The 23,230-nt window shown below is 39.4% G+C and carries 19 protein-coding genes and 2 pseudogenes; 15 read left to right on the top strand and 6 right to left on the bottom strand.

Annotated features, from left to right (window positions below; translation table 11 throughout):
* Window positions 1-21: 21 nt before the first annotated feature.
* Entirely contained in the window at window positions 22-1,116 is a 1,095-nt protein-coding gene (locus AB1A03_RS03950; protein ID WP_354623272.1) for an efflux RND transporter periplasmic adaptor subunit, read from the bottom strand.
* Window positions 1,117-1,435: 319 nt separating this feature from the next.
* On the opposite strand from AB1A03_RS03950, the pseudogene AB1A03_RS03945 reads away from it, so the two are divergent.
* The 4 genes and pseudogenes from AB1A03_RS03945 (at window position 1,436) to AB1A03_RS03930 (ending at window position 6,484) form a co-directional block, all read left to right on the top strand.
* Window positions 1,436-3,237, top strand: a pseudogene (locus AB1A03_RS03945) (assimilatory sulfite reductase (NADPH) flavoprotein subunit).
* Entirely contained in the window at window positions 3,237-4,931 is a 1,695-nt protein-coding gene (cysI, locus tag AB1A03_RS03940) for an assimilatory sulfite reductase (NADPH) hemoprotein subunit (protein WP_354623271.1), read from the top strand. Before AB1A03_RS03945 ends, cysI begins: the two are co-directional and overlap by 1 nt.
* Window positions 4,918-5,703, top strand: coding sequence for a phosphoadenylyl-sulfate reductase (locus AB1A03_RS03935; protein WP_354623270.1), 786 nt, complete (start codon window positions 4,918-4,920; stop codon window positions 5,701-5,703). The genes cysI and AB1A03_RS03935 overlap by 14 nt, the downstream gene beginning before the upstream one ends.
* 157 nt (window positions 5,704-5,860) lie before the next feature.
* Window positions 5,861-6,484, top strand: coding sequence for a tetratricopeptide repeat protein (locus tag AB1A03_RS03930; protein WP_354623269.1), 624 nt, complete (start codon window positions 5,861-5,863; stop codon window positions 6,482-6,484).
* 12 nt (window positions 6,485-6,496) lie between these two features.
* On the opposite strand, the gene AB1A03_RS03925 is transcribed toward AB1A03_RS03930, so the two are convergent.
* A complete protein-coding gene (locus tag AB1A03_RS03925; RefSeq protein ID WP_354623268.1) occupies window positions 6,497-7,321 on the bottom strand; it encodes a helix-turn-helix domain-containing protein in 825 nt (274 codons plus the stop codon).
* 231 nt (window positions 7,322-7,552) lie between these two features.
* On the opposite strand from AB1A03_RS03925, the gene rhaB reads away from it, so the two are divergent.
* The 10 genes and pseudogenes from rhaB to fucO all read left to right on the top strand — a co-directional run bounded on the left by rhaB (window position 7,553) and on the right by fucO (window position 17,388).
* Window positions 7,553-9,004 (top strand): rhamnulokinase, encoded by a 1,452-nt coding sequence (gene rhaB / locus AB1A03_RS03920; RefSeq protein ID WP_354623267.1) that lies wholly within the window; start codon window positions 7,553-7,555, stop codon window positions 9,002-9,004.
* Window positions 8,961-10,283: pseudogene (gene rhaA / locus AB1A03_RS03915) on the top strand (L-rhamnose isomerase). The gene rhaB and the pseudogene rhaA overlap by 44 nt, the downstream one beginning before the upstream one ends.
* 92 nt (window positions 10,284-10,375) lie before the next feature.
* Window positions 10,376-11,383, top strand: a complete 1,008-nt coding sequence (rhaS, locus tag AB1A03_RS03910; RefSeq protein WP_354623266.1) for a rhamnose ABC transporter substrate-binding protein — start codon at window positions 10,376-10,378, stop codon at window positions 11,381-11,383.
* Between the two features lie 193 nt (window positions 11,384-11,576).
* Window positions 11,577-12,092 (top strand): ATP-binding cassette domain-containing protein, encoded by a 516-nt coding sequence (locus AB1A03_RS03905; RefSeq protein WP_354623475.1) that lies wholly within the window; start codon window positions 11,577-11,579, stop codon window positions 12,090-12,092.
* 6 nt (window positions 12,093-12,098) lie between these two features.
* Complete coding sequence (locus AB1A03_RS03900) at window positions 12,099-12,854, top strand: ATP-binding cassette domain-containing protein (protein WP_354623264.1); 756 nt, start codon at window positions 12,099-12,101, stop codon at window positions 12,852-12,854.
* Between the two features lie 104 nt (window positions 12,855-12,958).
* The gene (locus AB1A03_RS03895; protein WP_354623263.1) at window positions 12,959-13,942 is read left to right on the top strand and encodes an ABC transporter permease; all 984 of its coding nucleotides are present in this window, start codon (window positions 12,959-12,961) and stop codon (window positions 13,940-13,942) included.
* A 22-nt stretch (window positions 13,943-13,964) separates the two neighbouring features.
* Window positions 13,965-14,969, top strand: a complete 1,005-nt coding sequence (locus AB1A03_RS03890) for an ABC transporter permease (protein ID WP_354623262.1) — start codon at window positions 13,965-13,967, stop codon at window positions 14,967-14,969.
* Between the two features lie 20 nt (window positions 14,970-14,989).
* Entirely contained in the window at window positions 14,990-15,316 is a 327-nt protein-coding gene (gene rhaM, locus AB1A03_RS03885; RefSeq protein ID WP_354623261.1) for an L-rhamnose mutarotase, read from the top strand.
* Between the two features lie 81 nt (window positions 15,317-15,397).
* Complete coding sequence (gene rhaD, locus AB1A03_RS03880) at window positions 15,398-16,222, top strand: rhamnulose-1-phosphate aldolase (protein ID WP_354623260.1); 825 nt, start codon at window positions 15,398-15,400, stop codon at window positions 16,220-16,222.
* Between the two features lie 17 nt (window positions 16,223-16,239).
* Entirely contained in the window at window positions 16,240-17,388 is a 1,149-nt protein-coding gene (gene fucO, locus AB1A03_RS03875; protein ID WP_354623259.1) for a lactaldehyde reductase, read from the top strand.
* A 153-nt stretch (window positions 17,389-17,541) separates the two neighbouring features.
* Here fucO and AB1A03_RS03870 read toward each other — a convergent pair whose 3' ends face one another.
* Entirely contained in the window at window positions 17,542-18,432 is an 891-nt protein-coding gene (locus tag AB1A03_RS03870) for a LysR family transcriptional regulator (protein ID WP_354623258.1), read from the bottom strand.
* A 196-nt stretch (window positions 18,433-18,628) separates the two neighbouring features.
* Between AB1A03_RS03870 and AB1A03_RS03865 the strand changes: the two genes are divergently transcribed.
* Window positions 18,629-19,405 (top strand): oligogalacturonate-specific porin KdgM family protein, encoded by a 777-nt coding sequence (locus tag AB1A03_RS03865; protein WP_354623257.1) that lies wholly within the window; start codon window positions 18,629-18,631, stop codon window positions 19,403-19,405.
* Window positions 19,406-19,726: 321 nt separating this feature from the next.
* On the opposite strand, the gene AB1A03_RS03860 is transcribed toward AB1A03_RS03865, so the two are convergent.
* From AB1A03_RS03860 to tuf, 3 genes are all read right to left on the bottom strand, one after another.
* Window positions 19,727-21,046, bottom strand: a complete 1,320-nt coding sequence (locus AB1A03_RS03860) for a type II toxin-antitoxin system HipA family toxin (protein WP_354623256.1) — start codon at window positions 21,044-21,046, stop codon at window positions 19,727-19,729.
* On the bottom strand, window positions 21,040-21,363 hold the full coding sequence (locus tag AB1A03_RS03855) for a helix-turn-helix transcriptional regulator (protein WP_354623255.1): 324 nt from the start codon (window positions 21,361-21,363) through the stop codon (window positions 21,040-21,042). The genes AB1A03_RS03860 and AB1A03_RS03855 overlap by 7 nt, the downstream gene beginning before the upstream one ends.
* Before the next feature lie 667 nt (window positions 21,364-22,030).
* The gene (gene tuf, locus AB1A03_RS03850; RefSeq protein ID WP_354623254.1) at window positions 22,031-23,215 is read right to left on the bottom strand and encodes an elongation factor Tu; all 1,185 of its coding nucleotides are present in this window, start codon (window positions 23,213-23,215) and stop codon (window positions 22,031-22,033) included.
* Window positions 23,216-23,230: the final 15 nt, after the last annotated feature.

Raw genomic sequence — 23,230 nt, 5'->3', positions numbered from 1 at the left:
TTAACTGAGATAAGTTCTAAACTATGGTGCGGTCATAATATCGGCTTGCTCTACGAAAGGCATCAAGCTCACTTTGTCACCATCACGCATAAATGATACGCCAGCGATAACAATACGGTCTCCCACATTAACCCCCTCTGTCACTTCAATATTACTGCCTCTCATGCTACCAACTTTAACAGCTTGCTCTTTAAGCATATTTGTCTCAGGTTGGACGACAAAAACAACGGGATTCATGTCAATCCCCCCCTTAACGGCACTAATCGGAACAAGGAAAAATTTACTTAGTATTGTATCTGAATCAACTTCAATACGAACATTAGCGGTCATCCCTGCATACAATTTAATCTCTTTCGGTTGATCCATTAAGAAAGTTGCCTGAAAGGTTTGTGTTTGCGGATCAGCCTTAGTGCTCATTTCTTTTAATTTAATCGGGAAATGTTTATCAGGCATACTATCGAACGACGCATAAGTACGAAGATGGGCAGTCGTGGTTTGGCGATTTTGCAGTAAGTTTTCTGGAATATTTATTTTAATTTCAACTCGCGACACATCATTAAGATTAAAAATTTCCTCTTTTGCACTGACCTCTTCAAAATTATCAACGTAGCGTTTACCTATCGTCCCAGCAAAGGATGCATACAATTTAGTATAAAGCATATCTTGCTTGGCTTGATTATAATCCGCTTCGGCAGAGGAAAAGTCAGATTCCATTTTGTCATATTGAGTACGTGAAATATAACCATCTGCAACCAATTCTTTACCACGTTTAAAATCAGCTTTAGTGCGATTATAAATTGCTTTACGATTATTTAAGGTAATTTGATAATCGGTAGGATCAAGCTCTGCAAGCAATGCCCCCTTTTCCACCTTATCACCTTCTTTTACGTGAATTTTTAATAACTTACCAGGAATCCGAAAGGATACTTGCGCTTTTTGCACAGCGTCAACAAGCCCAGGGAAACTACGTCCATCTTCAAAAAATTGTTCTTCGACAAGCGTAGTTTTGACAGGCCTAATAACAGGCTCTTCAACGATAACTTCTTCTTGACTACAGGCAAAAAGATTAGTGACCAACAAAGTTAGCAACACTATTTTAAAGGACAAAAATTTCATCAGGTTCTCCACCATTAAAAGTTAAATAAATCATAATATTAAAACTAAAAGTAAAACTAACAGCATTACAAACAAGAATAGAGGCTATTGCCCCGTTAACCAAGTTAATTTTTATATTTAAAAGTATATAACAGACAGAAATAGCATGCGAAACTAATCTCAACAGCGGTAAGCATGCCAAACAAATTTAGTGAATAAAAGCGCGAATCTAAGTTGTAAATTCTATTTTGTTATAAAACATCGAATTTTATTATTATGTCACTATATTAACAAAGCGTAATATCGTCACTATCTTTATGTAATAGCGGAAATTACTTATATGGCACTTAATAATCTGTCGGCATTTACCTCGCCTCTATCAGAATCTCAACTTGCTCAACTGCAGCAAGCAACCGCAGGTTTAGAGCCTGTACAAATAGCTTGGGTAAGTGGTTATTTAGCTGCGATCAGCCAAAGCCCACAGGCAACGCAAACAGCATCAACAACGGTAAGCTCAGGACAAGTTCTCACCATTCTTTATGGCTCGCAAACGGGTAATGCTAAAGGCGTTGCGGAAAAGCTGGCAGAACAAGCAAGCGCCAAAGGGATTGCCAACCAGCTCATCTCGATGGCTGATTATAAAGTTAAAAATATTAAAGATGAGACCCATCTATTGATTGTTGCCAGTACCAATGGCGAAGGCGAAGCACCCGATGATGCAATAGATTACACCAATACTTGGCAACTAAAAAAGCCCCTAAATTGAACAATCTTAAGTTTGCAGTACTCGGTTTGGGTGACTCAAGCTATGAATTTTTCTGCCAAACAGGCAAGGACTTTGAGCAACGAATTACAGCCTTAGGTGGCGAAGTCATCCATGACCGTTTAGATGCCGATGTCGATTATGAATCAGTCACCCCGTCATGGTTTGAGGCTGCACTAAATAAAATAGAAGCAACGATTGCCAAAGGCGGTGTTGCTGCTACCGCGATGCAGGCGACTCAAACAGCAACTCAGGCAAATAAATACAATAAACAGTCACCGTTTACGGCAACCCTCTCCGTTAGCCAAAAGATAACAGGGGATCGTTCCGCTAAAGATGTTCGTCATATTGAAATCGATCTTGATGGGTCTGATTTATCATATACAGTCGGTGATGCATTAGGTGTCTGGTTTAAAAATGATGAGGTGATGGTTGATACCTTAATCGGCAAACTGGGCGTTGATGCTGAAAAACAAATTAGCATTGATGACCGCCTAACGAAGTTTAGACAAGCACTCATTGAAGATTACGAACTCACGGGTACACACCCTGCATTTATTGAAGGTTATGGCAAACTAACTAATAACAGTGAGCTATTGAAATTAGCTGAAGATAAAAATGCCCTACGGGAATTTGCCAATAACCATCAAATCATTGATGTGGTGAGCGAACAAGGCAATGAAGCGATCAGCGAAGAACAGTTTATCTCTCTATTACGTCGCATATCGCCCCGTTTGTATTCCATTGCATCTAGCCAAAGTGAAGTAGAGGATGAAGTACATCTCACTATTGGGTCGGTACTATTTGAAAATGAGCAAGGTGAAGCACGCTCTGGCGCAGCATCGGGTTTCTTAAATCACCGCTTAGCAGAAGGTGGCGAAGTAAAAGTATTTATCGAAGAAAATCACAATTTCCGTTTGCCGACTAATCCTGATACCGCCGTGATTATGGTTGGTCCAGGTACGGGAATAGCACCATTTAGAGCCTTCATGCAAGAGCGTGAAGCGGGCGATGCAACGGGTAAAAATTGGCTGATATTTGGCGATCAAACCTTCAATGAAGATTTCCTCTATCAAACAGAGTGGCAATCACATTTAAAATCAGGGCGTCTAAATAAGTTAGATTTGGCCTTCTCACGCGACCAAGCTGAAAAAATTTATGTGCAAGACCGCTTAAGAGAGAACGCAGCAGAAGTGTATCAATGGTTACAGGATGGCGCTCATTTTTATGTCTGTGGTGATGCCAACAGAATGGCTAAAGATGTGCACACTGCATTAATAGAGATCATCAGCGAGCAAGGCAATATTAACGCTGAGCAAGCAGAACAACAATTAAATGAATTACGTAAAGCAAAACGTTACCAAAGGGATGTTTACTAATGAGCCAAAAATTACACGATAACGAACGCATTAAAATTGAAAGTAATTTTCTTCGCGGTAAATTAGTTGAAGGGCTAAACGATAACACAACGGGTTCGTTTCCTTCCGATGAAGTGCAGCTGGTGAAATTCCACGGTTTATACCAACAGGATCACCGTGATTTCCGGGCTGAGCGTAAAAAACAGAAATTAGAACCTTTATATTCATTCCTGTTACGCGCTCGTTTACCTGGTGGGGTTGTTACGCCGCAACAATGGCTTGAGATAGATCGCATCGCCTCTGAACTGACCGATGCGGGTAGTATTCGTATTACCACACGACAGACTTTCCAATATCATGGGATTTTTAAACGTAATCTAAAATCGGTATTTCAAGAGCTGAAATTTAAAGCCAATATAGACGCTATTTTTACCGCAGGTGACGTAAATCGTAACACGATTTGTACCTCAAATCCGGAACAATCAGCACTACACAGTGAAGTTTACACGTTATCAAAACAGATTAGTGAACACTTTTTACCAAAAAGTAATGCTTATGCTGAAATTTGGTTAGATGGTGAAAAAGTATTAGAAACTGAAGACGAGCCAATTTACGGCGAAACTTTCTTGCCTCGTAAATTTAAAATAGCGGTAGCACTGCCTCCTTATAACGATGTGGATATTCATGCGAATGATCTTAACTTTGTTGCCATTATCGAAAATGAAAAAATTATTGGTTACAACGTCATTGTCGGTGCGGGACTTGGCATGACCCATGGTGATAAAACCACTTTCCCTCGCTTAGGTGATGATTTTGGTTTCATTCCCGTAGATAAAGTGATCCCTGTAGCGGAAGCGGTAGTGACGACGCAACGCGACTTAGGTGGTCGAGTTAGCCGTTCACATGCACGAGTTAAATACACTTTAGAAACACATGGTGTTGAAACCTTTAAAGTAGAAGTTGAAAAACGTTCAGGCATTACCTTTGCCGCACCGGGTAAATATGAATTTACCGATCGAGGCGATCGTATCGGTTGGGTTAAGGGTATTGATAATAAATGGCATTTAACTGTATTTATTGAAAATGGACGTATTCTTGATTTTGTCGGCAAACCATTAAAATCGGGCTTAAACAAGATTGCTCAAGTACACACCGGTACTTTCCGCATGACAGCTAACCAAAACTTAGTGATTGCTGAAGTTGAAGAGTCACAAAAAGAGCTGATTGAGAAAATGGCACGTGAGTGTGGTTTGATTGATGACGGTACAACGGATCAGCGTAAATACTCAATGGCCTGTGTTGCATTACCTACTTGCCCATTGGCAATGGCAGAGGCTGAGCGTTACCTACCCGGTTTAACCGATGACGTTGAAGCGCTGTTGGCCAAACATGGTATCGCCAAGGACAAAATAATTCTACGCATCACCGGTTGCCCTAATGGCTGTGGTCGTTCAATGCTCGCTGAAATTGGTTTAGTTGGTAAAGCACCAGGTCGTTACAATCTTTATCTAGGTGGCAATACCAACGGTACGCGTTTGCCAAAAATGCATAAAGAAAATATCGACGAAGCAACCATCCTGGCGACATTAGATGAGTTAATCGGCCGCTGGGCAGCAGAGCGTAATAATGGTGAATGTTTTGGTGATTTCGCTATACGCGCAGGTATCGTTTCCGAAGTGATTATCGCTTCTAGGGATTTTCATGATCAAGAATAACAGTAGTGAAACTAAGCAGTTCGATCTGCAATCTTTACTTGCATTAGACAAACAGCAACGTACAGAAACATTAGCAGAGGTCAATGTACAATTAGAATCAATGAACGCAGAGCAACGCATTCAATGGGCGCTAGATAATTTACCCGATGAGTTTGTTCTCTCATCAAGTTTTGGTATTCAAGCTGCAGTCTGCTTACATCTGGTGACGAAAATAAAGGCCGATACGCCGATTATCTTAACGGATACCGGCTATCTGTTCCCTGAAACCTATCAGTTTATTGATAAGTTGACCGAACAACTCAACTTAAACCTTAAAGTCTATAGTGCACGCCATAGCAATGCTTGGCAGGAAGCTCGCTATGGCAAATTATGGGAACAAGGTGTTGAGGGTCTGACCAAGTACAATTTGATCAATAAAGTTGAGCCGATGCAACGCGCATTGAAAGAACTAAATGCACAAACATGGTGTTCAGGTTTACGTCGTTCACAGGCCTCTAGCCGTGAACAGTTACCTGTTTTAAGCATACAAAATGGCTGCTTTAAATTTTTACCCATTATCGATTGGAGTAATAAAGATGTCTTTTATTACCTGAAAGAGAATGATCTTGAATATCACCCACTATGGGAACAAGGCTACGTGTCCGTTGGTGATGTACAAACCTCACGCCCACTCGAAGCAGGATTAAGTGAAGAGGATACGCGCTTTTTTGGTCTTAAACGAGAATGTGGACTACACGAAGAACAAACCGAAGATCAAGGTAGCGGGATCTAAAAAACTTTCTCGCGTAAAATACCCCATAGTCGCTTCAATTAGCTAAAAAGCGCTCTTGTTAATAAGCGCTTTTTACTCTTTTCCTAAAATAAAAGTTAATTATTTTAATTTCCTGCCGATAATATAGGAATATTACTGAGTTCAGGGACTGTTCGCGATGAAAGCTTTATTTTTTCTATTAATTACATTTCTATTTCCACCCTATGTCAGTGCAGCATATGAAGTAGTGCAATTGTATTCACAGGATGAGCTGAACAATTTAATCGACGCAAACCTACATTTACAACGCGTAAAAGCCGATGACTGTCAATTAGTCGAAGATATCAAAGCACACGCAATAAAAGTACATGAACCCTCCTATACCTATTTATGGGGCGATATGCTGGCATGGGGAGTCTGTGTAGAGCGAGATGCGACGCTAGGCATGTACTACATCAAACAATCAGCTAAGCAGGGACTGTTAGCAGCAATAGAACAATTAGGCCGCTATTATGAAAAGGGAACTCTGGTTAAAAAGGATAAAGATCGTGCCCTTATTTACTATCGAGAAGCGGCACTACAGGGCTTTTTAAAAGCGAAGGTAAATTACGTACGTCTTTTAAATGAAGGTTATGGTAGCCCAGTCGATTATATGGATGCCTATAGAGCGCTATACCATAGCGTTATTGCCGATAAGAAGTTGCAGCAGCAAGCTAAACAATTACTCTCAGTGTTAGCTGAAAAAATGCCAGAACATATTATCAAAAAAGCAAAAAAAGAGAACTATGACATAGCCAGTTAACAGATCCTCCCCCTAGTTTTTTTCATTATTATTTCTGTAATGACTAGGCGGTTGTTCCATTATCTCTTTGAACATTGAACTAAAATAATTGCTGTCCGAATAGCCGATACGGTAGGCGATATCTGTAATACAAATATCAGAATGTATTAAAAGATGGATGGCATTTCTAATACGTATTTGATGTAAGTATTGATTAAAAGACTTATTGGTGTGCTTTTTGATAGAGGCGCTCAATCTTCTCGATGAAAGTTTTACTCGCTCAGCAACACTATCTATAGTCAAATTTTCATGTGACTGGTTATTCATGATTTGAATAGCAAGCACGATTCGCTCATTTTCAGTTAATTTTTGATGGTCTGTTATTTTCCCTCGCCAGAGTTCAATAATTATTTCTTGAAAAATAGCATGACACATTAATTTTGCATCGTGTGTTCCTTTATGCGATTCGGCATCCAGTCTTTTAATTAATGCCGCGATTGTAGTCAAAGCTGAATCATTAACAAAATACCCCTTAAGTAGACCATCTTCATCAGGTAAAAAGGAAGTTAAATTAATACTTTCGTTTAATTTATCTCGTAAATACAGAATATTGCTTAGATGTAGATTGTTAACGCTTTGAAATGCATGCCTATCGTGAGAGTTTATAAAACAAACAAAATTTTGACTAACTGGTGTTGGAATATCATTTAAAACATGTATTCCTTGCCCCTTCGATACGATAACAATTTCCTCAAAATCATGGCTATGTTCAGGATATGGAAGTTGTGGCTCACGTAATTCGGTCGTTACTGCGGTCTGGGAATCAAGAAAAAAATCACAAGAGTTAAGGCGTATCATTCTAAGGCGTCCGTTTAGTTAGCAAAAACGATAATTTTTAGTTTTTTTTTAAATCACCACAGATAAATGTATACAACATTCTTTGAAAAGATTTGCGATAAATCTTTTTTTGTGAGGTCTATAAAGAGAATCTTTAAAAAATAACATGTGATTCATATTATTCTGAAAAATAATGAAGGTTGTCATTATTGTTTATAACTAATATCACTCTATCGGTTTAGGAGTGATTAAATGATGAAAAGTGTTATTGCTATCGATCTCGGAGCTGGAAGTGGCCGAGTCATACATGGGCTCTATAAAGATAATAAATTGATCTTAAAGGAGTTCCATAGATTCGAAAATATAAATGTCATACGCAATGATTTTCTATGTTGGGATACAGACTATTTAATTACTGAAATAAAAGAAGGTATAGATAGAATCATTGCCGCGGGTATTACCCCTGATTGTATGGCGATTGATAGCTGGGGAGTTGATTTTGTCTTGATCGACAAAGATGGCCTAAAATTAGGCGATTCTGTTACTTATCGAGATCCACGTACAACTGGTTTGATGGATAAAACCATAGCGCAACTTGGCAAAGATTATTTATATAAAATTACCGGTATTCAATTTCTTCCTTTTAACACTATTTACCAACTTATTGCACTTAAGAAGCAGAACCCTTGTTGGTTAAACAGTGTAAAACACTTGCTGTTCATTCCTGATTATTTAGGGTTCCGTTTGACAGGCACTCTGAATTGCGAATATACCAATGCGACTACATCTCAAATGGTCAATTGCCAAACGATGCAATGGGATGAAGAGTTATTACATAAACTCTCCTTACCTTCACAATGGTTACTACCTATATCTAAACCAAATAGAATCATTGGCACCTATTCTCATGAAATGACAAATCAAGTTATCCCATTCGCATCGATCACCAGCCATGATACCGCTGCTGCAGTGTTAGCAGTCCCGAAAGTAGAAAAGAATGTGGCGTATCTTAGTTCAGGAACGTGGTCGTTGATGGGGATAGAAAGTGATCAAGCTATTGTTTCAAAAAATGCGCAGGACTTTAATATAACGAATGAAGGAGGGGTAGAGGGAAAATTTCGTGTATTAAAAAATATTATGGGGCTTTGGCTTATTCAAGGGATTCAAAAAGAGTTAAAACAATACAGTTTTGCTGAATTAGTAGAGTTTGCAAGGCAGTCTACTCCTTTTATGAGTTTAATTAATCCAGATGATTTAAGTTTTTTAAATCCTCACTCAATGGTTGAATCCATACAGTTATTCTGCCAAAAAACAGGGCAGCCTATCCCAGTATCTCCTGGCGAACTTACTCGTTGTGCGATGGAAAGTCTAGCAATGCAATATCGCTCAGTTTGGCAAGCGTTAAATGAGCTCTCTGGTAATGTATTAACTGGGATCCATATCGTTGGCGGTGGCTGTCAAAATTCACTTCTTAATCAACTATGCGCTGATGCATGTAATTGCGATATATGGGCAGGACCAATAGAGGCATCTGCAATCGGGAATATTTGTGGTCAATTGATTGCCATCAGTGCAATTGAAGATGTCTCAGCAGCGAGAAAATTAATCAACAATTCATTTGATATATCTATATACAAAGCAAATTCGTCAAATTCATTTGATGATCAATCGGTTCGCTATCACAAATTATGCGATACCTTATAGTTTAAAGAGGCACATTATGAATAAAAATGACAATATTGAAAATGCATTTAAGATTGCCAAGCAGCAATATATGGATTTAGGCATTGACGTCGATAAAGCGTTAGCGATAGTCAATACAATCCCTATCTCAATGCATTGTTGGCAGGGGGATGATGTATCCGGTTTTGAAAATCCAGATGGGCAATTAACCGGTGGAATTCAAACTACGGGTAATTATCCTGGCAAGGCAACAACGCCATCTCAGCTTCGTGATGATATTTCTGAAGCGATGACAATGATTCCGGGAACACTTCGTTTAAATCTACATGCTATTTATCTCGAATCAGATGAAAAAGTAGATTGAGATAAAATTCGTCCTGAGCATTTTAGTAATTGGGTCCTATGGGCAAAAAGAAATAAAGTGGGCCTAGACTTCAATCCATCGTGTTTTTCACATCCTTTAAGTGCAGACAATCTTACATTAACTAATCCAAACAAAGAAATTCGAGATTTTTGGATAGAGCATTGTAAAGCAAGTAGAAAAGTTTCCGAATATTTTGGTAAAGAGCTAGGCACACCATCAATGATGAATATTTGGATTCCAGATGGCTACAAAGATGTACCTGCTGACCGATTAGCGCCACGTCAAAGATTAATGGATTCTTTAGATCAAATAATAGAAGAGAAGTTATCGCCTGAATTTCATAAGGATGCTGTTGAGTCTAAATTATTTGGTATCGGGACTGAAGCTTACACCGCAGGATCAAATGAATTTTATTTTGGGTACGCGGCAACTCGAGGTATTGCATTATGCATGGATGCCGGACATTTTCACCCCACGGAAGTTGTCTCAGATAAAATTTCATCTGCTTCACTATATGTCAATGAAATGTTATTGCATGTAAGCCGTCCAATTCGTTGGGACAGTGACCATGTTGTTATGTTGGATGATGAAACACAGGCTATTGCTAGTGAAATAATTCGCCATGATCTTCTCGATCGCGTCACCATTGGCTTGGATTTTTTTGATGCATCAATTAATCGAATTGCCGCATGGGTCATTGGAACTCGGAATATGCGGAAAGCCTTGCTAAAGGCGCTATTAGAACCGATTGAACTGCTTAAAAAAGTAGAAATTAGTGGTGATTACACTAGTCGACTCGCACTTCTAGAGGAAACTAAGTCTGCACCTTGGGCGGCCGTTTGGGACTATTACTGCATGCAACAAAATGTGCCCGTGGGTATAGATTGGCTTGAACAAGTAAAGTGTTATGAAAAAGATGTCTTATTAAATCGTTAAAGGCAGTAACCAGGTAACAATTGAGATCATAAGCAATGTCAATGAAATAAGTATTACGTCAAACAATAAATCTATAAATGGAGTTTACGAATATGAAAATTAATAAAGCACTTAAATCAGTAATTATTGTATTAAGCATTATTATTAGCGGTGTTGTGCAAGCGGAGTCGGTACGTGTTGCTCTCGTCGTAAAAGCACTTGGAATAGGTTTTTTTGAAGCGGCTAATGATGGCGCTCAAGAGGCTGCAAAAGAGCTTGGCGATGTTGAAATTATCTATACAGGTCCGGTGACACCAACAGCGGAAGGGCAAATTGAAATTATTAGTTCGTTAATTTCACAACGTGTTGATGCTATCGCTATTTCAGCTAATGATACAGATGCGCTAGTGCCTATTCTTAAAAAAGCCCAACAACGTGGCATTAAGGTTGTTTCATTTGATTCTGGAGTTGCTGCACCGGGGCGGGCTGTCCACTTAAACCCATCTAGCAATGAATTAATCGGAAAAATAAACTTAGATTTAGCGGCCGTCGCAATAAAAGAAACGGGTAGTGAAGGTGGTGATTTTGCCATTTTAAGTGCCTCTCCTACTGCAACAAATCAGAATATATGGATTGATGAAATGAAAAAAATGTTGCCTCAATATAAAGGTTTAAACCTTGTTGCAACAGTATATGGAGATGATCTTGCTGATAAAAGCTACCGTGAAACTCAAGGGTTAATAAAATCTTATCCTAATTTAAAAGTAATTGTAGCACCAACTTCTGTGGGGATTGTTGCAGCCGCCCAAGCGGTCAGTGATATGGGCAAAACGGGCAAAGTATTTGTTACTGGATTAGGGCTTCCTTCTGAATTGGCTGGTCATGTAGATTCAGGTGCGGTGAAAAGCTTCGCGATCTGGAACCCAATTGATTTAGGGTATGCGGCCACGGTGATTGCTTATAATCTTGTTAAAAATAATGCGACTGAAACAGAAGTTAATATGGGCCGAATGGGAGTTGCTAAACTTGACGCCAATGGCAACGCTGCAATGGCTGAACCTTTATTTATGATAGTAATAATGTTCATAAGTTTGCGAAAATTTTCTAGATTATTTAGGTAACAACGATGCCGGTGTTGACTTGCCTTGAGGCACCGGGCCAATCTATTATTACTATAGAAGATAATATTATGTCAGAAGTTAAGCCTATTTTGTTCCTTGATGGGATTCTGTAAACACTTCCCCGGTGTAAAGGCGTTAGATAACGTTAAACTCGAGCTTTATTCAGGAGAGGTTACTGCATTAGTCGGTGAAAATGGGGCCTGGCAAGTCAACATTAGTAAAAGTAATGACTGGAATCTATCAACCAACTGCAGGGAAGGTATGGTTAGATACAGAAGAAATTAATTTAGTCACTCCAGATGATGCCCGTAAACTTGGTATAACAGCAATTCATCAGGAAACAGTATTGTTTGATGAGCTCAGTGTTGCTGAAAATATTTTTGCTGGGCATTTGATTTTGCATCCATCAGGTCGATTAAATTGGAAAAAAATGGAGCAAGAATCAGTCAGAATTCTCAATGAAATTGATGCACCTCTTGCCCCTAAAACAATACTTAAAGAATTAAGTATTGGGCAACGGCATATGGTTGCAATAGCGCGCGCCTTATCATTCGATGCCCGTGTTGTTATTTTAGATGAACCCACTGCAGCATTATCTCACCGTGAAATAGATGATTTCTATAAAATTGTTAGAAAACTAAAAGATAAGGGCTGTGCGATCCTGTTTATTAGTCATAAATTTGATGAAATATTCACTATCGCAGATTGATTTACAGTGTTTCGAGATGGTTGCTATGTTGGAGATGGGAAAATAGATGAGATTGAAGAATCAGACTTGGTTACGATGATGGTTGGACGAACCATTGAGAATGCTTACCCTAAGTCGAGTGTAAAATTAGGGGAAAAAATTCTTGAGGTGCATAATTTTAGCCATCCAACTGAATTTGATGACATTAATTTTGAGTTACATCAAGGCGAAATATTAGGATTTTATGGGTTGGTTGGGGCTGGGCGTACCGAGTTAATGCAAGCTTTGTTTGGAGTTACCAAGAACGCTTCCGGACAAATAAAAATAGCACAGCAACCCATTTTACTTAAATCGCCAAAAGCTGCTATTGAAGCGGGAATAGTCTATGTCCCCGAAGAGCGCCAAAGTCAAGGTGCGATTCTAGAATTTCCAATCTATCAAAATATTGCCTTACCGCAGTTAAAAAAAATCAACCCCAGCGGCTTCCTTAATGACAAATCAGAGTATGTGCTGGCTGATGAGTACGCAAAACGTTTACATGTTAAAGCCCCTAACTGGCATGAAAAAGTTGCAAATTTATCGGGTGGTAATCAACAGAAAGTTGTTATAGGTAAATGGTTAGCGACGAAGCCTAAAGTCATCATATTAGATGAGCCTACAAAAGGCATTGATATAGGTTCCAAGGCTGCAGTACATGAATTTATGTCAGAACTAACGAGTGATGGCTTAGCTGTAATTATGATTTCCTCTGAATTACCCGAAGTGATGGGGATGTCGGATTGAATTATTGTTATGCGCGAAGGGTTAATGGCTGCTGAATTCGAACGAAAAAACTTTACTGCTGAAAAAATAGTGAGTGCTGCAACAGGTTTAGCTGGAGGTGAGCAATGAAAAATTTACTAAAGAATCGGGAATATCAATTGGCATGCTTGATATTAGTCATGATTATGCTAATTGGATTCGCTGTACCCGACTTTGTTGCTGTAGGAAATTTATTTTCTGTCTATAACGACACATCAATATTAATAATACTGGCACTAGGTCAAATGCTCGTAATTATTACGCGTTGTATTGACTTGTCAGTTGCTGCAAATGTCGCATTGACGGGGATGGTTGTTGCTACGATTAATAGCACCTATCCAGATATTCCTGTCCCTATTATCATTTTAATCGGTGCTGCACTAGGGACATTGTTAGGGATGATTAATGGCCTGCTTGTCTGGAAATTAAATATACCTGCGATTGTAGTTACGCTTGGAACAATGAGTATTTATCGCGGCACTGTCTTTCTATTAAGTAATGGAGAATGGATAAATGCGCATCAAATGAGTGAGATGTTTTTAGCAATACCCAGAACCATTTTTTTAGGGCTTCCTATATTAAGCTGGTGTTCGATCATGGTCATTATCGCTTTCTATTATTTTACTCGTCATCATCCTCTCGGTCGAAAAATATATGCGGCAGGCAACAGTCCCACAGCTGCCTATTATATTGGAGTTGATGTCGGTAAAAAACAGTTTATAAGTTTCACCCTATCAGGTTTATTAGCTGGTATAGCAAGCTACCTATGGATATCGCGATATGCGGTTGCATATGTTGATATCGCCAATGGTTTTGAGCTCCAAGTTATTGCTGCATGTGTTATAGGGGGCGTGAGTATCGCAGGAGGAACTGGGACTGTCTTCGGCTGTGTTTTGGGCGCCCTTTTTCTTGGTGTGATTAATAATGCATTACCAGTAATCGGAATATCCCCATTCTGGCAAATGGCAATATCAGGTTCAGTTATTATTATTGCTGTTATTGCAAACTCTCGTTCCGAACGAAAGCTAGGGCGGATCATATTGAGAAAAGCAGTGGCAAATGCATCTTAGAAATAAGTTCTGGAGAAATAAAATGGAAAACGTAGATAAAATTTGCATGGTTAACCCTTCATCCCCCAAAAGAGCTTTACCTCGGTGGCTATTGACTTGGGAAGCGTTCCTATTATTAGCAACAGTGTTGGTTTTCATTATCAACTGTTTTGCATCGCCATACTTTTTGGATCCATGGTCTCTTTCGGATGCTTCCTTTAATTTTACGGAGAAAGCAATCATCGCACTGCCTTTGGCATTAGTGATTATTGTCAGAGAAATAGATATTTCCGTCGCTTCTATTATTGCCCTTAGCTCTGTTGCCATGGGATTTACCGCAGAAACAGGCGCCGGCATTGAATTGATTTGTTTAGCCGGAATGGCCGTTGGTACATTATGTGGTTTGTTCAATGGATTGCTTGTGACTCAATTACAAATACCGTCTATTGTTGTAACGATAGGGACAATGAGTCTTTTTAGAGGCATCTCTTACATCTTACTTGGTGATCAATCTCTGCATAACTATCCTGAATCATTTGCTTATTTTGGCCAAGGATATGCTTTTTCTTTGTTTAGCTTTGAATTTGTCACTTTTGTTATTTTGGCTGTGATCTTTTATATATTGTTACATAAAAGCAATTTTGGCCGACAAACCTATGCCATAGGCCAGAACCCTGTTGCTGCTTTTTATACGGGTATAAATGTTGCTCGTCATAAGCTGATCTTATTCACGCTAGTGGGCTTATTCTGTGGTGTCGCTTCTATTATGTTGACGTCAAGATTAGGCAGTACGCGGCCGACTATTGCCCTTGGTTGGGAGTTAAGCATCATCACCATGGTTGTTTTAGGTGGGGTGAGCATTCTCGGTGGCTCTGGCGGTATTGGCGGTGTTGTCATTGCTATTTTCTTAATGGGATTGGTCACGGTTGGATTGGGCTTATTAAATGTACCAGGAATAGTGATGTCAATTATTATTGGGTTAATGCTCATTAGCGTTATTGCTTTGCCTGGTTTATTTAAACGTTTACTGGCTGCGAAAGCAAAATAAAGGTGCTAAGGAGAGTTCCGATGAACAATGAATTTATAAGAATAGGATTGATCATGTATTTATTGCCCAACTGTGCACAGGAATATGAGCGTCGCCACGATGAAATATGGCCGGAGTTGCTTAAGTTATTAAAACAGCACGGTGGTCGCAACTACTCCATTTTTTTAGATAAAAATAGTAATCAACTATTTGCTTACGTAGAAATCAAAAATGAAAAAGTGTGGAGTGATTTGGCCAATACGGATGTTTGTCAAAAATGGTGGCGTTATATGAAAGATATAATGAAAACCAACCCCGATAATTCGCCGATGATGACAATGATGCGTTCAGTCTTTTATATGAAGTAACACCCCCTATTTTTAATCTATTTTTTGCACCTGGATTGAGGATAGTTACGCCTAAAATTTAATTAATTATGTGAGAATATTATGACTAAAGTAACCTTAAATAGTCTTGTTGTTGAACAAATATCCAAAGTTTCTGAAGCGGGTCAATACCTCTGGCAACGAGAATGGGCCGAGCGTAATGGTGGTAATATTTCAGTTGATCTCACTGAGATATTTGGCGAAGTACCGAGTGATTTATCGGCTTATCCGCACTGTTTTCTAAAGTCCGTCGGCGAGTTTGCTTTCCCCAAGGAAAGTGCTGGGCATATTTTCTTTGTTAAGGGCACAGGAGAGCGTATTCGCGATTTAAAAACTCCACAGGATGCTGGCTGTGTTTTGAGAATCGATGATCAAGCTAATGGTTATCATGTTCTTTGGGGGGGGCGGGGAGTAGATAATTATGCGCCGACTAGTGAATTTATTTCTCATGTTGAAATTATTATGGCGAAACAAAAGATGGGGAGTTTAGATCGCTGCGTTATCCATACACATCCGATAGAACTGATCATGCTTTCCCATCATCCCGAATATGCTCATGATGAAATGATGTATACACAAATGTGTTGGCAAATGATCCCTGAAGTCAGAGCATTTGTACCTCGTGGAATTGGTATTGTTCCTTACTGTATGCCAGGAAGTCAAAAATTGGCCAAGGGGACAACTGAGAAGCTTATGCAATATGATGTCGCCATTTGGGAAAAACATGGTGCAGTGGCAACAGGTAAAGATGCGTTAGAGGCATTTGATTATATCGATGTTGCGAATAAGGGAGCGAAATTATTTCTCGGCTGCCTAGCCAGTGGATTTATTCCTGAAGGCGTAAGTGGTGCTGATTTATTGGATTTAAAACAAACATTCAACCTTTAAAATAAATAGGAGTTATTATGTCTTTCGCATTAAAAATGCCAAAACTGAGCCTGACAGGTGTCGGAGCAACGGGTGATAGCATTATCCGATTAAAAGCAATGGGCAGTAAAAAAGCCTTATTGGTGACAGATAGAAATTTAATACAACTAGGAGTACTCGATGAGCTATTTGCATCACTGAAAAATCAGCAACTTGATTATGTTTTATTTGATGAAGTAACTCCTAATCCGACGGTTGATATGGTCAATCGAGGTAAAGATATATATTTACAAGAAGCGTGTGATAGTTTTATCGCCGTGGGGGGCGGCAGTCCAATTGATTGTGCAAAAGCGATTAGAATTATCACCTCAAACGAAGGTAATATTCAAGATTTTAACGGTATTGAAAAGGTGAAATATCCCGGTGACTTTTTTGTTGCTATCAATACAACATCTGGAACTGCAGCTGAAATGACATCTAACTCTGTTATTACAGATACTAAGAATCGAGTTAAAATGGTGATCATTGATGATAAGCAAATACCTGATATCGCTGTCAACGATCCCACTTTGATGCTAGGTTTGCCAGCTCATGTTACCGCTGCAACGGGTATGGATGCATTAACTCATGCCATTGAAGCCTATGTCACCCCTAGTGCTCATGCTTTAACCGAGCCTACGGCACTTGAAGCTATTAAGCTGATTAATATCTGGTTACCTAAAGCCGTCTCTGATGGACAAAATTTAGAAGCGAGAGAAAAGCTAGCATGTGCACAATATCTTGCAGGCATGGCGTTTAACAGCGCAGGACTTGGATTAGTACATGCAATGGCACATCAACCTGGTGCAACGCATAATTTGCCTCATGGAGTATGTAACGCAATATTATTGCCTATCGTTTGTGAATATAATGCCGAGAAAAATCCAGAACGATTTCGTGCTGTTGCCGAAGCTCTCGGTGGTGACACGAGCAAGTTAAATGATAGTGATGCAGCCGACTTGGCGGTATTACTCATTCAAAGATTAAGTAATACAGTTGCAATTCCTGCGGGATTCAAAGAACTGGGTATTACGAGTGAGGATATTACCAGCTGGATTGATAAGGCGATGATAGATCCTTGTTTAGGCGGAAATCCAAGAGTGCCAACAGAGCAAGATATTCAAACTTTGTTTGAAAAAGCACTGTAACACTGGGCAGTAAAAATTTTATACCATGCACCTTCGACCGGTTAATTGTGATTAAACGGTCGAATTTAACTCAAATCTAAACTAACAGTCACCATTACAAAATGGGTAACTGTCAAATCAAGTCTGCTCTACTATCAATAGACAATATCCAATCTAAAAGTATGTTTTAGATAAAGCAGGTAAAAGTGATAACAAATACTCGATAGTCGGTGATTGATGGGCATTTTTATTATGGAAAGCCGCAAAATTAAGATGCAGATCATTCCATACAAAATCTACTTTTAAAGGAGCTATTTTATCTGCTTGTAACGCTTCGCGCGCATAATATTCAGGTAATATCGCCCACCCCCCTTGTTCCAATAATTCACAGACATCTTTATTATTATCAACGGCAATATAGTGGGCGGCATAACGTAAATAATCATTGATACGAGAGTCTAAAAAACTGTGGGTAATAATCTGTCTATTGGTGCGCAAATCAAGGCGAGAAACTGAATCTTTAACTAATAATGGTGATTCTTTACCAGCATAAATTCCTAATTTAATAGCTCCCAATATACAGGCGTCTATTTTGACATTGGGAAACTGACGCTTAGCCGTTGTAAAAAACGCGACATCACTCACATTTTCAGAAACGTTTTCCAGTGATTCACTCCAGCTCAGAGCTTTCCAAACTAAATTTAATTTACTAAATTTTTGCTGCATTAGCTGACTCAACGCCCCCATAAATTGAATAGGTAGCATAGCATCATAATAGAGTGTGATTTGGCCTTCTTGCTCTATTTCAACCGCCGAAGTGAGTTCATCAAAAAACACCAATTGAGACTGTAAAAGTTTCGCATGAAAGTAGAGATTATCAGCTTTCTTGGTAGGTACGACGTTTTTTTTATCGACCTTAAAAAGGGTAACATGCATCTGCTCTTCTAAGGTTAAAAGCAACTCTCTGACCGTCGTTCTCCCCCTGTTTAACTGACGAGCAGCTGCGCTATATCCACCTAATTCGTAAACTGCAATAAATGCATTAATTTGGCTGATTGATGGCATAGACATTCCCACATTGTTTGGTTTTCCCTAACATTATGCCCTTGATCTGCTTATTTAGTCCATTTATATTAGCGCCATCAATCAGGAAATGGATATATTAATAAGATTGAGCTAGTGAATATGAGATTCACCATTATGGATAAACAAGGAGAGAACGATAACTATGAATTATTAACAACTCAACAGGCTCACAACTATGAAAAAATTCAATCTTTCTATCGCAATTTCTACTATTTTATGTTCATCTCTTGCTTTTGCTGAAGGCGAAGCAGAAGCCGAAGTACCTTACACACCTCAAGGCACAACATCTTCATACATCACTGGTAATGTACAAAACCACTCTCGCCAAGATTTCAATGGATCTGATGTCACATCAACAATTGAAGCTGGGCACACCTTTGCTACTGGCACAACAGTATACGTTGAGTTTGACGGTATTCAACTTGGTAAAACAGATGAAGAAGGTGACGACAGCTACTACAGCAACTCCGCATATACTACAATCGGTGTTGATCAAGCTTTCGATATCACAGAAAGTCTTTGGATAGGTGGTGGTTACCAACACTTACTACATAATGGTGATACCATTCAATACCGCCCATACGCAAAAATCGGTTACAACTTCAATGATGGCATGTTGAAAGGTGTTTCTATTTCTAACCGAACTCGTTACCAAATTGCTGATGGCAGCAATAAAGTAGGCGATCAAGACAACACAAACGATCAACTACGTTTTGATAACAGAATTGCATACCAATTCCAAGAAATGCCTGTTCAAGTAGCTTACAACAATGTTTACTACATCAATGAAGCGGACAACAAGAGCAACACATTTGAGCATGAAGTTCGTGCAACATGGACTCGTGAAGGTGTACAACCTTACCTAGAGTACCGTAACCAAGCTGATGCTGCTGACGTCAACCCAGGCGCAAACAACAACGTTATCGTACTTGGTGCAAGTTACGCATTCTAATAGCGATTTAATGAGCCAATACATTATATAAAGTAGCTTATTAATCCGTTGATAAAAAAACCTCAGGTGAGTAATCATCTGAGGTTTTTTTATAGCCATTTTATAAACTGCGTTAGCTCAGACTGAATCTGGCAATTCTTTCAGCCTCTACAGCATTGGGGCTTTATTCGGATTAAGTATGTGATCTAAATTTTGCACAGGAAAAATGGCTTAATTTGAGGCATAAGTTGAGGTAAATGGTTGATCCCTTTACGAAACTTACAACAAAAAAGTAAGTTACTTTAACCAGCAAAATAGATCAGCTATTTACTCCGATTGATATTATTTAATGTTGAGGCGCAAGTTTGCTTGTATTTCCTCTATCAATGTTTTTGGTACCCCCCATTCCTGTGCAAGTTGTGGCCAACTTGATACGTGCTCAATAGTCGTATCAATAATATCGTCAATCTTTCTTTTGCTAAAAATCGGGCTTAGTTTTTCTAAGCTATAGAAATCACTCCGTGTAAAGCTATCTCTTTTACCATTCAAACTCATCCAATGACTATTGACCCATTTACTCCCTGGTTTGTAGCTATAGGCTAAATCATAAGCTGGCGCGAGACTCCACTTCTTTTTTTTCAGAATGAAAGCAAAGTTCTTTGAATGGTCGTCATGATTTCGCGCAATGATATTGAATGTCATGCGTTTGAAAAGTTGCTCGGCTTCAAGAGCAGAAAGCTTCAGTTGTCTGGCTATGCCAAATAACTCGGCGTAAGAGAATGAGCCAGGCTTTTTATAGTCAACGTGTGCAATACCATTAAGTGTTTGTACATGCACCTTTCTATTTATAATTCGATCAAAGCGCTGTGTAATAAAGTGCCTTCGATGGCCTTCGTGAAGCAAGTGGCATGGCATCATATCGACATCACATTTCTGAGCCATCAAATGATAAACAAATTCCATTGCACCATAACCCAATGGATCTCCGAAGGTTTCTTGATTTTTGTTATGCTCACTTACGCCATCAAATTTCATCAGATAATGAGTAAAACCTATTGGGACATTGGCTTGCCCAGAGCGAACTTGAGTAAAATCTTCATTAAATGCCAATACCGCTTTCGGTCGTGCTCCACCTGCACTCATACCAACAGATAATAAAGAGATCATTGCTTCCCGATCATCTTGGCCATTTTGTTTTAGTTTTACTGCAAAACCACCTCGTGAATCTAATATTTCCTGTGCAATTGAAACGAGCGATTGGATTTGTACAGGTTGTGAAGCATTTAAACTTCGCAACTGTGTAGCCGGAGCATATTCCAATGCTCCCATGCCACGCTTGCCCGTATATTGAAGGCGTTGTAACGGCGTAATTTCGCTCGGTGAACGACCTTGTCCGGCAACCCACGCGTTGAGAACCGCGTTACCAAAATCATCAGGCAATGAATCCGCAATTAATCCAGGCAGACCTTTAAAAGTATTGAAATCTAGCTCAGGAAAGCTATAAATTCTACCTGATAATGGCATTTTGATTGGGGATAGTTCGATGCCATTTTTTACGAAGCTAGGAGCGTATTCAAATGATCCGCCCCCTTTCTCTGTGTCAAAACTAACGGCGCCAACCACTTCATCTTGGTAAGTTATTTTAATGACTTCCATTACCATTCAGAGGGCTCCTCATCTTTATTGCTGCGTTGCCCCGAAGCTCTCTGTCTTTTCTTGCCTTGCAATTTGGCCAACTGTAGGGGAGAAATTTCTTGTTGAGGAAGAAATAGGTCTAACTGATCTGCTAGGTCTAATGCCATTAATATTGCAATCATGATATCGAGTTGCACTTTTCCTTTTTCTGCATTCATAACAGTTTTACGGGCTATGCCAGCAAGCACTGCCACTTCGGATTGAGTGAGGTCTCGATTTAGTCGAGCTTGCTTCAATCTTTCGCCTAGCTCTTCGGCTAATGCGCCGGCGGTCATATCCCTCATACAAAAAGTCCTAATTCAGTTACACTAAACACAATTAATTAGCTTAATGTCCATAATTTAGAACCTTACACCACACCTGTCAAGCCGTATAGTTAATATCATAAAATGGGCATACCAATCCACATAAGTATCTGATCTAGATTATTGGTTAAAATAATAGATAACAGCGTTGCATTCAATCGTAATAACCTGCTATTACTCAATCATGCCCCCTGCTCTCCATCATTTTTCCTAAACAAGCCCTGACCGGAACTAACTAATGGGTGACCACAATATTACAATATTATGCGGAATGGTATTATGCGCAACGGGAACAGTCAAAAAATGCACCACATAGGCAACCACAGGAGAATACACAGCGCATATACACCATAGAGGGAAATAATGTAAACGGCTTTTAGCATTACTTCACTGCGCAATTTAATACCAATTCCGATAAATAGCTGATCTATTTTACTGGTTAAAACAACTTACTGCTGCGTTGTAATTTTCGCAAAGGGAATAACCATTTACGTCAAATTACGCCTTGAATTAAGCTATTTTTCCTACGCAAAATTTAGATCACATACTTACCGGAGTTGGTATAAACAAGCCGACGCTTTTCTTCACGCATAAAAAAAGAGAGCCTAAGCTCTCTTTTTTGTATTGTTCAATCTACGAATAAAAATTATTCGATGATTTTAGAAACAACACCAGCACCAACAGTACGGCCACCTTCACGAATCGCGAAACGTAGACCTTCATCCATAGCGATTGGACCAATTAGTTCAACAACGAACTTAAGGTTATCACCAGGCATTACCATTTCAACACCTTCTGGAAGCTCAACAGCACCAGTGATGTCAGTAGTACGGAAATAGAACTGTGGACGGTAACCTTTAAAGAAAGGAGTGTGACGACCACCCTCATCTTTACTTAGGATGTACACTTCACCTTCAAATTTAGTGTGTGGTTTGATTGAACCAGGCTTAGCAAGAACTTGACCACGTTCAACGTCATCACGCTTAGTACCACGTAGAAGAACACCAACGTTCTCACCAGCACGACCTTCGTCAAGAAGTTTACGGAACATCTCAACACCAGTACAAGTAGTTGTAACTGTTGGACGTAGACCAACGATTTCAACAGACTCACCAACTTTGATGATACCGCGCTCAACACGACCAGTAACAACAGTACCACGACCAGCAATTGAGAATACATCTTCAATTGGTAGGATGAATGGTTTGTCAACATCACGCTCTGGAAGTGGGATGTATGAATCTAGTGCATCAGCTAGTTCAATGATTTTCTCTTCCCATGCTGCATCACCTTCAAGTGCTTTAAGAGCAGAACCTTGAATTACTGGGATATCATCACCTGGGAAATCGTATTCAGAAAGAAGTTCACGAACTTCCATTTCTACTAGTTCAAGTAGCTCTTCATCATCAACCATGTCACATTTGTTTAGGAACACGATTAAGTGAGGAACACCAACTTGACGAGAAAGTAGGATGTGCTCACGAGTTTGTGGCATTGGACCATCAGTTGCAGCAACAACTAGGATACCACCGTCCATTTGAGCAGCACCAGTGATCATGTTTTTAACATAATCGGCATGTCCAGGACAGTCTACGTGTGCGTAGTGACGAGTTTCTGTATCGTACTCGATGTGAGAAGTATTAATTGTAATACCGCGCTCACGCTCTTCTGGAGCATTATCGATTTGAGAGAAATCTTTAATGTCGCCACCAAATTTTCTTGTTAATACAGCAGAGATAGCAGCAGTTAGTGTAGTTTTACCATGGTCAACGTGGCCGATTGTTCCTACGTTTACATGTGGTTTATTACGTTCAAATTGTTTTTTAGACACAGTGTGTACCTTCTT

The organism is Psychromonas sp. MME2 (assembly GCF_040566515.1).
Taxonomy (GTDB): domain Bacteria; phylum Pseudomonadota; class Gammaproteobacteria; order Enterobacterales; family Psychromonadaceae; genus Psychromonas.
This window is presented reverse-complemented; position numbering and strand designations above follow the sequence as displayed.

Excerpts from the sequence above, each read along its gene's own strand:
- AB1A03_RS03950 (WP_354623272.1), bottom strand. The coding sequence starts at position 1,116 with ATGAAATTTTTGTCCTTTAAAATAGTGTTGCTAACTTTGTTGGTCACT.
- cysI (WP_354623271.1), top strand. The coding sequence starts at position 3,237 with ATGAGCCAAAAATTACACGATAACGAACGCATTAAAATTGAAAGTAAT.
- AB1A03_RS03935 (WP_354623270.1), top strand. The coding sequence starts at position 4,918 with ATGATCAAGAATAACAGTAGTGAAACTAAGCAGTTCGATCTGCAATCT.
- AB1A03_RS03930 (WP_354623269.1), top strand. The coding sequence starts at position 5,861 with ATGAAAGCTTTATTTTTTCTATTAATTACATTTCTATTTCCACCCTAT.
- AB1A03_RS03925 (WP_354623268.1), bottom strand. The coding sequence starts at position 7,321 with ATGATACGCCTTAACTCTTGTGATTTTTTTCTTGATTCCCAGACCGCA.
- rhaB (WP_354623267.1), top strand. The coding sequence starts at position 7,553 with ATGATGAAAAGTGTTATTGCTATCGATCTCGGAGCTGGAAGTGGCCGA.
- rhaS (WP_354623266.1), top strand. The coding sequence starts at position 10,376 with ATGAAAATTAATAAAGCACTTAAATCAGTAATTATTGTATTAAGCATT.
- AB1A03_RS03905 (WP_354623475.1), top strand. The coding sequence starts at position 11,577 with ATGGGGCCTGGCAAGTCAACATTAGTAAAAGTAATGACTGGAATCTAT.
- AB1A03_RS03895 (WP_354623263.1), top strand. The coding sequence starts at position 12,959 with ATGAAAAATTTACTAAAGAATCGGGAATATCAATTGGCATGCTTGATA.
- AB1A03_RS03890 (WP_354623262.1), top strand. The coding sequence starts at position 13,965 with ATGGAAAACGTAGATAAAATTTGCATGGTTAACCCTTCATCCCCCAAA.
- rhaM (WP_354623261.1), top strand. The coding sequence starts at position 14,990 with ATGAACAATGAATTTATAAGAATAGGATTGATCATGTATTTATTGCCC.
- rhaD (WP_354623260.1), top strand. The coding sequence starts at position 15,398 with ATGACTAAAGTAACCTTAAATAGTCTTGTTGTTGAACAAATATCCAAA.
- fucO (WP_354623259.1), top strand. The coding sequence starts at position 16,240 with ATGTCTTTCGCATTAAAAATGCCAAAACTGAGCCTGACAGGTGTCGGA.
- AB1A03_RS03870 (WP_354623258.1), bottom strand. The coding sequence starts at position 18,432 with ATGCCATCAATCAGCCAAATTAATGCATTTATTGCAGTTTACGAATTA.
- AB1A03_RS03865 (WP_354623257.1), top strand. The coding sequence starts at position 18,629 with ATGAAAAAATTCAATCTTTCTATCGCAATTTCTACTATTTTATGTTCA.
- AB1A03_RS03860 (WP_354623256.1), bottom strand. The coding sequence starts at position 21,046 with ATGGTAATGGAAGTCATTAAAATAACTTACCAAGATGAAGTGGTTGGC.
- AB1A03_RS03855 (WP_354623255.1), bottom strand. The coding sequence starts at position 21,363 with ATGAGGGATATGACCGCCGGCGCATTAGCCGAAGAGCTAGGCGAAAGA.